The 11,722-nt window shown below is 49.3% G+C and carries 8 protein-coding genes; 6 read left to right on the top strand and 2 right to left on the bottom strand.

Going from position 1 to position 11,722, the window contains the following annotated elements:
• The first annotated feature begins 8 nt into the window (after positions 1-8).
• The 5 genes from K384_RS02420 to K384_RS02445 all read left to right on the top strand — a co-directional run bounded on the left by K384_RS02420 (position 9) and on the right by K384_RS02445 (position 5,795).
• The gene (locus K384_RS02420; RefSeq protein ID WP_157630020.1) at positions 9-2,678 is read left to right on the top strand and encodes a putative LPS assembly protein LptD; all 2,670 of its coding nucleotides are present in this window, start codon (positions 9-11) and stop codon (positions 2,676-2,678) included.
• An 11-nt stretch (positions 2,679-2,689) separates the two neighbouring features.
• A complete protein-coding gene (murB, locus tag K384_RS02425; RefSeq protein WP_038029096.1) occupies positions 2,690-3,733 on the top strand; it encodes a UDP-N-acetylmuramate dehydrogenase in 1,044 nt (347 codons plus the stop codon).
• A 157-nt stretch (positions 3,734-3,890) separates the two neighbouring features.
• Positions 3,891-4,151, top strand: a complete 261-nt coding sequence (locus K384_RS02435) for a hypothetical protein (RefSeq protein ID WP_157630021.1) — start codon at positions 3,891-3,893, stop codon at positions 4,149-4,151.
• A 65-nt stretch (positions 4,152-4,216) separates the two neighbouring features.
• Complete coding sequence (locus tag K384_RS02440) at positions 4,217-5,305, top strand: hypothetical protein (RefSeq protein WP_038029100.1); 1,089 nt, start codon at positions 4,217-4,219, stop codon at positions 5,303-5,305.
• The gene (locus tag K384_RS02445) at positions 5,253-5,795 is read left to right on the top strand and encodes a hypothetical protein (RefSeq protein ID WP_157630022.1); all 543 of its coding nucleotides are present in this window, start codon (positions 5,253-5,255) and stop codon (positions 5,793-5,795) included. The genes K384_RS02440 and K384_RS02445 overlap by 53 nt, the downstream gene beginning before the upstream one ends.
• Here K384_RS02445 and K384_RS02450 read toward each other — a convergent pair.
• Both K384_RS02450 and K384_RS13220 read right to left on the bottom strand, forming a co-directional pair.
• Complete coding sequence (locus K384_RS02450) at positions 5,767-7,206, bottom strand: pyridoxal phosphate-dependent decarboxylase family protein (protein ID WP_038029102.1); 1,440 nt, start codon at positions 7,204-7,206, stop codon at positions 5,767-5,769. The two genes, K384_RS02445 and K384_RS02450, sit on opposite strands and share 29 nt — an antisense overlap.
• Entirely contained in the window at positions 7,184-9,643 is a 2,460-nt protein-coding gene (locus tag K384_RS13220; protein WP_051633042.1) for a PAS domain S-box protein, read from the bottom strand. Before K384_RS13220 ends, K384_RS02450 begins: the two co-directional genes overlap by 23 nt.
• A gap of 105 nt (positions 9,644-9,748) precedes the next feature.
• Here K384_RS13220 and K384_RS02460 point away from each other — a divergent pair, with 105 nt between their 5' ends.
• Entirely contained in the window at positions 9,749-11,632 is a 1,884-nt protein-coding gene (locus tag K384_RS02460; RefSeq protein WP_038029103.1) for a putative porin, read from the top strand.
• The last annotated feature ends 90 nt before the right edge of the window (positions 11,633-11,722 follow it).

Below are 11,722 nucleotides of genomic sequence, written 5' to 3' on the forward strand. Positions count from 1 at the left end.
CGCATTTTTTGCTAAAAGCTCAATACAGTCTTTTGCTGCTGTGTGTGAGCTTGACCGTTCAGGCACAACAAACCGACAGCCTGCGCACCACGCCGCCCGATACTTTGCAGCATACGCCCAAAGCAAAGAGCGATATTCAAGATATCATCACATTTAGTGCCAAAGATTCGGCCATATTTGAAATGGATGCCCGCCGCGGGTGGCTCTACCGCGAAGCACAGATAGACTATGGCAACAGCCGCTTGCAGGCGGCCGTCATACGCATTGACCTGGAGCGTAATATCGTACAGGCACGCCCGCTGCCCGACAGCACCGGCAGACCGGAAGGGCGCCCCGTCTTTACCGAAGGTAGCGAACAGTTCGTGGCCGACTCTATGGATTACAATTTGAAAAGCAAGCGGGGCATCATCTTTAATATTGTTTCGGAGCAGTCGGAGGGCTTTGTGGGCGGTGCTAAGGTAAAGCGAAGCCCCGAAAATGAATTTTATATTGCCGGGGGCTACTACACCACTTGCAACTTGGCGCATCCTCACTACCGTATCAAGGCAAGCAAAATCAAGCTGACGAAAAACCAAAACGTCATTTGTGGTCCTTTTCATATGGAGCTTGCCGATATTCCCACACCTTTGGGCTTTGCATTTGGCATTTTTCCCAAGCCACGACAAAAAAAATCGGGCATCATTGTGCCGGTATATGGCGAATCGCAGCAGAACGGCTTCTTCTTGCGTAATGGTGGCTACTATTGGGCCATTAGTGACTACATGGATTTGAAGCTTCTGGGAGAAGTATATACCTACGGCAACTGGGGCATACAGGCGGTAAGCAACTTTAAAAGGCGCTATCAATACTCGGGCAACCTGTCGGTGTCTTACAATGTGCGCTACGATGAAAATACCGAAAGTATTTTGCGCAGCGAAACCAAGCTGTTTTGGGTCAATGGCTCTTTTACACCTGAAAGCCGTGGCGACGGGCGCTTTGCAGCTTCCTTGAATTTTGGTAGCTCGCAATTCAACCGGCGGGTATCGTTCGACCTGGCCAATCAGCTGACCAATACCTTTCAGTCGAATGTATCGTATTCGCGCCGTTTCCGGGGAACGCCTTTTACCCTGACACTCAGCGCACGGCACAACCAGGAAAACAATACAGGGGTTGTCAATCTCAACTTGCCCACCTTTACCTTAGGCATGACCCCGCTGTATCCTTTTAAAAGCAAGACAGGCAACAACCGGGGCTTCTTCTCTCAATTGAATGTGGCTTATACTTTGAATGGCTCGTTTGATATTACCAACCGTGTTACTTCCCCTTCTTACAATTTTAAAGTAGCCAACATCGGTGAAAGCATTGACTCTGTGTATGCTTTCCGCCCCGAAAACTTCGACCTTTTTGTAGAACGGGGCAAAATGAACCTGCAACATAGTATTCCTGTCAGCTTGCCGTTCAAAGTATTGAAATATCTGAACGCGAGCGTAGGGTTCAATTTTTCGCAGCGCTTCTACAGGGAAAAGTACCGCTACACTTGGCTCGACAGTGAACAAGCCGTGCAAATCGATACGCTCAAAGAGTGGGGCAGCAGTTATCAGTATTCCCTTTCTTCGGGGCTTTCCACCAATATTTACGGTACCTTTTATCCAAAGCGTGGACGCTTTTCGGCTATCCGGCACCTCGTACAGCCTACCATTGGCTTTGGGTATGCCCCCGATTTTTCGGGCGAAAATTATGGCTTTTATCAGCGTACCCAAACGGGTATTGATGGCAACGGCAATCCTGTGTACCAAGATTTGCCCACTTTTTCAGGCGTGAGTGCCCCGGGCGCCTCGGCCAGCATCTCGTTTGGAGTGCGCAATACCTTGGAAGCTAAATTACGTCCTAAGTCCGACACTGCCGCAGCAAAAAAAGCAGAGAAGGTGAAGTTGTTGGATGAGCTTTCGGTAACTGGCAGTTATAATTTGCTGGCAGACACAACCAAAGGGCAGTATCCGCTTTCTGACCTGTTGTTCCGGGCACGTACGCGTGTGGGTGGTTTGTTTGACCTGAACTTGAGTGCCACCTTGGCGCCCTATGCCTTCCGCGATACTTTGATTGGTGAACAGGTGTCACGCATCAAGTCTTATACTTATGCATGGGATGCCGGGCAAGGCATCGGGCGGTTTACCAACTTCGATATGTCGGTGAGTGCTTCGCTCAATCCCGATGTGTTGCGCGGCAAGCGTGGCACCACTACCGCGACCCCGGAACCCGTGCCGGGTAGCCTGCGTAACCCCACCACGGCCATCACGGACCCCCTGCAGGCGCCCGAAACTTCTTATGAAGCCTATTATCAAGCCAGCCCCGACCAATACGTGGACTTCGACATTCCTTGGAATCTGCGTTTCAATTATAAGTTTACCTACAACTTTTTAAGCACGCAGCGCCCGGTCACCCAAAGCCTTTCTTTTTCGGGCGACATGAGCCTGACGCCCAAATGGCGCATTGGCTTTAGCTCGGGTTTTGACTTCACACAAGGAAGATTGAGCACCACCAGCCTCGACTTTTACCGTGACCTGCATTGCTGGGAGATGCTCTTTAACTGGCGCCCCTTTGGGCAGTTTCAGTCCTATTCTTTTACCATCCGGGTGAAAGCTTCCACTTTGCGTGACCTGCGCCTCGAGCGCAAGCGCACATGGTACGACAACCAGTAATCATTCTTCTTATGAAACCTTTTTCTTCACATTGGCAAGTAGCCCAAAACGTATCGCTCAAGGCATGGAATACCTTGGGCTTAGAGGCCGTGGCTCGCTATTATTATGCGGCAACTACCGAAGCGGCTGCCATGGCTGTCATGAAAGAAGCACGCGCCGCCGGCTTGCCTGTGTTGGTGCTGGGAGGTGGAAGCAACCTTCTCTTTGCAGCTGATTGGGAAGGGCTCGTGCTGCATATGCGCACCGGAGGCAGATGGGTGGTGGCAGAAACGGAAGACGAGGTGTTGATAGAGGCGGCTGCCGGTGAAAATTGGCATGCCTTGGTGATGTGGACCGTAGCGCAAGGGTGGGGCGGCATAGAGAACTTGGCGCTGATTCCCGGCACGGCAGGTGCCGCACCTATTCAAAACATTGGTGCTTATGGGGTAGAGCTCAAAGATGTCTTGGACGAAGTGCGTGTTTGGATTGCCGGAAAGGGGGTGGTGCCGCTCAAAAACGAAGATTGTGCTTTTGATTATCGTGATAGTATCTTCAAACAGATGCCCCGTGGCGACTTCTTGGTGTTGGCTATTCGCTTGCGTTTAAAAAAGCAAGCTGTGCCTAATCTTTCTTATTATGCGCTAAAGCAATATTTCGAGGAGAAAGGCATCGCTTCGCCTTCTGTTGCCGAAGTAGCGCAGGCAGTCATAGACATACGCCGTTCCAAACTGCCCGATCCCGCACAGATTGGTAATGCCGGTAGTTTTTTCAAAAACCCGGTAGTAGAAAGGGCGCTTTTTGAGCGTCTGCGTGCGCAGTATCCTTCCATGCCTTTTTTCGAGGTGAATGAACGGCAGGTGAAAATACCGGCCGCTTGGTTGATTGAACAGTGTGGGTGGAAGGGCAAGCGGCGGGGCGCCGTGGGCGTACACGAGCGCCAGGCACTGGTGTTGGTACACTACGGTGGGGGCACGGGTGCCGAACTATGGCAGCTGGCAAAAGATATACAAAAAGATGTGGCTGCCCGCTTTGGCATCTGCTTGCAGCCCGAAGTGAATGTGTTGGGGGGAGGGTGAAAGTTATTTCTGTTTTTTTAAAAAAAACATAGAAAAGCTTGCGTTTTTTTTTTTTTTATTTCTTGACTTCGAAAATTTTCGATGCACCCGGGAGTCGAAGATTTTCGGTAGCGCTACGTATTTGTTGATTATGTGTAACCTAAAAATGTTGAGAATCATGTTGCTTCGAAAAGAATCCAGAATTTTGTTAGGCATATTGTTGTGCCTTATTGGCTACAGTTATGCAGATGCATGTTCTGCAACTGCTTCATGCGAGAATGGGGCTACCGTTTCTTGCAGTGCTAACGGAGGTGGTTGTACCGGTGTGGATGGTAGAGGGGTTGTTTGTGATGATGGTGAGTATGAGACTTATAAATTGTGTAGTGGCGGAACCGTCATCAAGCGCAAAGCAAAACCTGAAATTGAAGTAGCTATGTAGGACTTGATTCCCCCTTGGCAAGCTTTATTTACCGAGGGGGAATTCAAAAACATAATGAAACAGTTATGGATAAAAGACAATGCTTTTTTTGGTTATGTATTTTGCTGTTTTCACTTGTTGCTTGCCAAAGTAATGAGGACAATGGTAAAAACAGCGCAAAAGAGCTGCAGGTGATGAAACTTGCAGTTAATCGTGATTACATTGCGGCGCTAAGTGATACTATCTTTTTTGAAGGTCCGGTTTTTTTGTTTCCCGTCAGGGTTTCCAATGTGGAAGGTTTTGTTTTCTTGAATGCATCGAACCATTTGGCTTACCTTACCGATAGGCAGTTTCGTATCATTCAAAAAATAGCAGAAGAAGGGAAAGGGCCGGGTGAAGTGTCAAATCCCGTTTTGGCCTGGCAGTTGGGTGATTCCATTGGGGTTTATAGCCTTTCAAATAGTACTATTAATTACTACCAACTACCTGACTTCCGAAAGGGTATCAGCATAAAAGCAGAAGCAAATTCTTTTGGAGGCAGCATCACAAAAGAACCGGGTACTTCTTTTGCGTGGCTTACGTCGGCTTTTGACGTGCCGGGACAGATCAATAGAATGGACTTATGTTCGGGTAAGGTAGTGGCTCAAATTGACACGCTTTTACCTCATCTCCCTGAGAGCAGTGTTGCCCAAGCAAGGATGTTGCATTGCACTGAAGATGGCAAGGTGATAGCTATCGGCAAAGCGCAGCCTTTTATTGAAGTGTTTGATGCCAAAAGCGCTCGGTTACTTTACAGACACGATATAAGCAACTGGCCTTTTTTCAAAGAAGTGTGGAAAGACTTTGCTCCCATGATAAAGGAAATGGAACAAAATCCTTTTATTGGAGCTTCATACGTAAAGTACACTTATTTCGACGGACAGCGGCTATTTGTGCAGATACCTAATAAGCAAACAAAAGAAGCAGAAAAAGAAATTAAAGACGCTTATTATCTTGTGATAGACATGAGTGATATAAGTCAACCACGATTAGAGGGTTACATTCAGTGGGAACTTCCCATAGAAGAGGACCAAAAAGCCGGAGCACACATCTTAATGGTAGAACACAAAAAGAAAAAAGCGTATGTACAGGGGAATATCTCTCATTTTATTTACACTGTTGATTGGCCTTTTTAGTTGTACACTAAAACAAGAGGAAGGCAAAATTGCGAAGAAAACAGAAGAGGAGAGTTATCAAATACTTCGCAGCTCTGCGGAAGAAGCAAAAAGTAAATTGTTAAAGGTTGCCTTGGAAAGCTACACTTTCCAGGTAGATGCACCTTCTTTGTGGTTCGTATTTGAAAAAAACGATTGCGACGATTGCATTAATAAAGGCATTGATGCTTTCCTTCTTCTCCAAAAGCAAATGCCAAATGGAATAGTGCCGGTAGCCATAGGGCTTTCACTTGAAGAATCAGACTATAAGCATTATGCAGAGGTCCATGGATTATCACTCACTAATGATATAAATCCGCAAGACAAAGAAAAATTAGGTACACTAAGTACTCCCATGTTGCTATTGATAGACAAGAATGGAAAAGTGGTAGCATTTGAGAAAATTACCTTCGGAAAGCCCGTGCATACGCAAACACTTGTTTCTATTGCCGGAAACTTGCTTGGCGAATAATTCGCCGGCTTTCTGCTTCAATCAGTTGCCAAGCCTGCTGTACGTGCTGCTCTTGCACATAGGTTTGCCCACACACCAATCGAAGCACATATTGCCCGCGCAGCTTGGTGTGCGACAGGTACAGCTTGCCACCGGCATTCAGGCGTTGCAGGAGGGTCGCATTCAACTTATTGAGCATTTCCGGGTCATCTACGCCCTGCGGGTGGTAGCGGAAGCAAACGAGATTCAAAGGCACAGGTGCCATCAATTCAAATTCAGGGTGCCCTTCAATACATGTTTTGACCCACTGGGCAAACATAATATGCCGGCGTAGAATCTGCTGCAGCCCCTCGATGCCATAACTGCGCAGCACAAACCACAGCTTCAAGGCACGGAAGCGACGCCCCAAGGCAATGCCCCAGTCGCGGTAGTTGTTTACTTGTCCCTCCAGTCCCGTTTTTAAATACTCGGGCAGAATGGAAAAGGTGCGCAAAAGGGTCTCTTTGTCGCTTACGTAATATGCCGAGCAGTCGAAATTGGTAAGCATCCACTTGTGGGGGTTGAATACGTAGCTGTCGGCATGTTCGATACCCTCTATTATATGACGGCACTCGGGCAAGAGGCAGGCGGTACCCGCATAAGCGGCATCCACATGCAGCCATAAGCCGTATTCTTTGGCAATGGCAGCGATGGCAGGCAGCGGGTCTATGGCGGTAGAGCCGGTAGTGCCTATGTTGGCAACCACCATCATGGGGCGATACCCCCGGCGCAGGTCTTCCTCTATGGCTTGGCGCAGCGCTTCGGGGCGCAAAGCATAGCGCTCATCGGTATCTATGTACACCAAATTCTCTTTGCCCAGCCCCGCAATCTTTACGTCTTTTTCTATGGAAGAGTGGGTTTGTCCGGAGGCGTATATGCGCAGGCGGGCTTGTTCATATAAACCCGATTCGTTGCATTGAAAGCCGGTTGCCCGTTCGCGTGCGCTCAAGATGGCGCAAAGCGAGGCGGTAGATGCCGTATCTTGAATGACCCCATGCCAGTGGGAGGGAAGCCCGCAGGCATCGCGCAGCCATTGCATCATCCGCTCTTCGAGTTCGGTGGCAGCCGGTGAGGTTTCCCATACCATGCCTTGCACACCCAAAGTAGCCATCAACATTTCGGCAAGCACCGAAGGGGGGCTTGAGTTGGCAGGGAAGTAGGCAAAAAAGGAAGGGTGTTGCCAGTGGGTGATGCCGGGTAATATCTTATTCTCAAAGTCACGAAATATATCTTCAAAAGCTTCGCCCTTTTGTGGGGCTTGTGCAGGCAGTTGTGCAAGCAGGTCGCCGGGCTTGCTTTGAGACTTCACCGGGTATTGCTCTACCTGTTCGAGGTAGTCTGCCATCCAGTCAACCAGCCGGTGGGCGTGTTTACGAAACTCTTCTATCTTCATGGGGCTTTACTTTGCCGGTTTGGTTTGCCAAATTAGGGATTTTTACGATAAAAGTAGTGCCTTTGCCCAAGGTGGATTGCAATTCTATGCTTCCTTGCAGCTTATCGACGGCTTCTTTCACGATGTATAAGCCTAAGCCGGAGCCTTTGCTGTCGGTGGAGGCGCGGTAAAACATGCGGAATATCTTGTCTTGATGTTCGGGGGCTATGCCCAAGCCGTTGTCTTCGCACCGGATGACCGCTTCTTGCGCATCTGCTCTTACCAGCAGGCGCACATAGGGGTGCGGCTCGTAGGGGTTGTAATAGCTGAGGGCATTGGATATGAGGTTGTTTAAAATGATGTTTAAACGGCGGACGTCGCTATAGAAAGGGGCTTTTTCTTCTACCTCTATGATTTTTTCTATGTGTTGACTCTGCGGCAGATACCTCATGTCTTCAAAGACCTCTTCGATGAGCTGCCGGAAGTCCACAGGTGCGGGCTCTACCCGGGTGCGTGTATTCCGTGAGTACTGTATGATTTCTTTGACAAAGCGTTCGAGGCGTATGGTACTGCGTTCTATCATGTCCAAGTATTGATACACCTCGTTTTTGTCTTTCTCCAGACGTGCCACCTGCACGATGCCCTGAATGGACGCCAGTGGGGCTTTCAGGTCATGGGAAGCGCTATATACGAAACGGTCCAGCTCGGCATTGATTTTCTTGAGTTCTTCGTTCTGAACGATGAGCTTTTCCTGTATTTCCTTGAGCAGGCTGATGTCATGCATGGAACCGTCGAAGATAACCTGCCCGTCGGTATCGCGATGAAAAGAGGCATTGAGCAGTGCCCAGAAAGTGGAGCCGTCTTTGCGTTTGAAAAGCAGTTCGGCATTGGATACCCGCCCCGTATTGAGTATTTCCTTGATGACCTGCCGGGCAGCGCCGGGGTTGGCAAAAAACTCTTGTACTTTTCTTTCCCGGAGCGCTTCTACTGAATCAAAGCCCAGCAGTTGAGCCAGGGCTTGGTTGGCATACAAAATATCGCCTTCGAGGGTGGTACGGTAAATGCCTTCTTGCAGGTGTTCGTTGATGCTTTGCAGTAGCTCTTGGCGGTTTTTGTCTTCGGTAATGTCCCGGATGAATACGGCCACCCCCATGACTTTGCCTGCTTCGTTCAATAGTGGGTTGGCAGATACTTCTACCGATACTTTTTGGTTCCAGCTGAGACGCATCTCTACACGCAAGTGGTGCCCTTGCAGCACTGTTTCCATAAGTTGTTTGAAACGCTCACGCTCTTGACTTTGGGCAGGAAGTAATGCAAAGAAAGAATGCCCCACGGCAGGGGTTACGCCCAGTAATGCCTGCATACGCTCTTTATGGCGTTGGTTAAAGAGTAAATACCTGCCTTGGGTGTCCAGAACCATGAGACCGTCTTGGGTGCTCTCAATGATGGTTTGTAAGAGCCGCTCCGACTCTTTTATTGTGGTGATGTCTTTTGAAAAGACTACCACGCCGGTAACTTCCTTCCCTTCATATACCGGACGGAAGGTGATTTCGGTATATTGCCGGTTGTAAGACTCATATACCGTATGTGTTTGGCCTTGCAGGGCACGATCATAATAAGCTTTCCATTTTTCGCTTTCCTGCTTGTCGCGAGGAAGAGAAAGCAGCTCGATGCCCGGCACTACTTCCACGCCGTAGTAAGCAGATAGCGCCAAGCGAAAAGCTTCGTTGCATTCTATCAGGCGGTAGTGCCGGTCAACTACCCATACCGATATGTCTTGGGGGGTGTCCAAGATAGCACGCAAACGGCTGCTCTGCTTTTCTAATGCCTGCTCTTTTTCGAAAAGGCGTTGTTGCACACTTTGAAAGATAAGATGTGCTTTGACCATTTCTTCCATTGCCTTTTGTTTTTGCCTTTGCAGCAGCAGGGCAATCAGCCATAAAAGAAGACTACACACCAACGCCATCAAAGACAGCTCGGTATGAGGCGGAAAAACGGGTAGCAGCAATGTAAGCAGCAAAATAGCACCGGAAACAATAAGCACACCGGGATGCCACAATGTGTTGATAAGCACGGGGGCGTAAAGTGCAACACTCAAAATCATGAAGGCAGCCAAATGAAGCGTACCGTCAATATGGAAGGCAAACCAGCCGGCGAGCAGAATAAAACCGAGGTGTGCGCATGCATAACCTGCATATAACCGCCATGGAAAAGAGCGCCTGTAAGCAAGCCCAAAAAGTAAACTGCCAAACAGGGCTGCACCACCACTCCCATAAACTGCAATGGCAGTGAAGCCTTGCTCTATAAGAGAAAATCCTAAAATCAAGCCGATATAACAGGCAAATGTTATTTGTGCAAATCGTTTTAAAAGTGCTTGTCTGCGCTCTTCTATAGCTTTTCGGACACGCTCTTTTTGCTCTTTTATTTGTAGAGATAAGGCATATTTGTCATGTGCCATAAGTGAACGGGCGTTAGGTATGTCGCTTGATACCTAAAAGATACACTTTTTCATGATTCGTTCCATGAAGCTTGCTATCTTTGTGTGCGAGAAGTAGCCAAACTCATGCAGAAAAGTATTTTATTTTTCGTTTTCTCCTTTTTATTTATAGCTCCCCCGGGCTTTGTGCAGGCGCAGATATTGGACGACAGCACCAAGCAGGTGTATGGCACCTCCACCACCCGTTTTATTACCGAAAAAGATTGGTTGGGGGACTCTACCGCTTGGCGCTCGCTCGATACGACGGTGCGTGGCTTTCATCGTTACCACCCGGTGCGTCGTAGTCATTATTTACTGCAAGACTTGGGGCATAACTTAGGTACTGCCACGCAGCCTCTGTTTCCGCAACTGCCGGGTGCCATCGGGCGCCACTACGGGTGGGATGTGTATGCGCCTTATGTGGTGCAAGCCGAAGAGGTGAAGTATTTCGACACCAAATCGCCTTTTACGCACTTCTATTATGCTTTGGGGGGAAGAGGGCAGCAAATAGCCGAACTGGAATTTAGCCGTAATATTACGCCTTTGTGGAATTTTGGATTTCTTTACAGACGTACAAACACTTTCCGCCAGTTTGCGGCTACCGGCAACCGCAACGAAGATGCCATTCTTGAACAGTACAATTTTGTGCTTCACATGAGCCGCCGTTCAAAGAACGGGCGCTATCGCTTTTTGGCGCATTACGCACACTTCAATGCGCCGATGCAGGAGTACGGCGGCATTCTGATGGACGAAGACGACACCCCCGACAGCCTTTATCAGTATGCCGAAGAGGGGGCACAGCTGTTGGGGGCAAGCAGCTGGCAGACTCAAAACCGCTATTACCTTTACCATGACTACCGTCTCGATTCTTTGTTTCAACTCTATCATCGCGGGTTTTATTTGCGCCGCCGCGACCGCTACCACGATGACAAGGTACCGGACAACCCTCAGACCGGTTTTTATGGCACTTTGCCTTCGGATAAAATCTCGGATGATGTCATATACCGGGAGCTCTACAATGAAGCGGGCATCAAAGGGGCTGCGAAGGCATTCCGGTACCGTTTGTTCTACCGCAACCGGCTTTATGACTTGCGTTTTGGTTGGGACAACGACTCCACGCAGGGGAACCTGGTATTGAAGCCCCGCATGGAACACCACATAGGGGGGGCGCTGCGCCTGCGCAAAGAGCGCATGGATGTGTATGCCGAAGGGACTTACCGCCTGGGAAGCGATTACCTCCTGCGGGCGTCGTTGCGCCTGCCTTGGTTCGAAGCTTCGGCACAGAGCAGTTATGTGTCGCCCACCTGGCAACAGCAGTACTATTGGGGAAGCACCGGCTATTGGCACAATGACTTTTCGCCTGTGTTTGGCAACCGGCTGGAAGCAGGGATACCGGTACGACTGAAACGGCAGCGCTTGCATCCGTTCGTACGCCTGGTGCAGGCTTCTTCGTGGGTGTATTTCCAAAAAGACAGTGAAGGCAGGGTGCAGCCCCGCCAAACCGAAGCGTTGCAGGCTATGGGGCAGCTGGGTGTGAAAACCCACTGGCAATGGAAGTACCTCCATTGGCAAAACGAATTGTATCTGTCAAGGGACTTGGGCGAGCAGAGCGTGTGGCGTTTCCCGGAGGTCTTTTGGTTTACTTCGCTGTTTTATGAGCGCGACTTGTTTAAGGGCAACATGCAGTTGTGTGTTGGCGTGGACGGGCGCTATCAGAGTGCCTATGAAGCTTATGCTTACTCGCCGCTGCACAAGGTGTTTTATCTGGCCGATGAGTATGCGCTGCGCTCTTATTTTGTGGCCGACTTGTATGCCAACATCAAAGTGAAGCAACTGCGGGCGGCCATACAGTTTACGCATGTAAACCAAAATATGGCACCGCCGCCTTTCAATGGCTACCAAGTGACGCCCTACTATGCCGGCATGCGGCGTACGCTATCGCTGGTGCTCAGCTGGATGTTTTTTGAGTAGCCAAAACCGGGCAATACACAACAGACTTGCATAGAAACACAAAGAGGCTGCCCCGCAGGGCAACCTTCTTTTGTTTTTTGAGCGTGTAGC

This window comes from Thermonema rossianum DSM 10300 (assembly GCF_000426825.1).
In the GTDB taxonomy this organism is placed as follows: domain Bacteria; phylum Bacteroidota; class Bacteroidia; order Cytophagales; family Thermonemataceae; genus Thermonema; species Thermonema rossianum.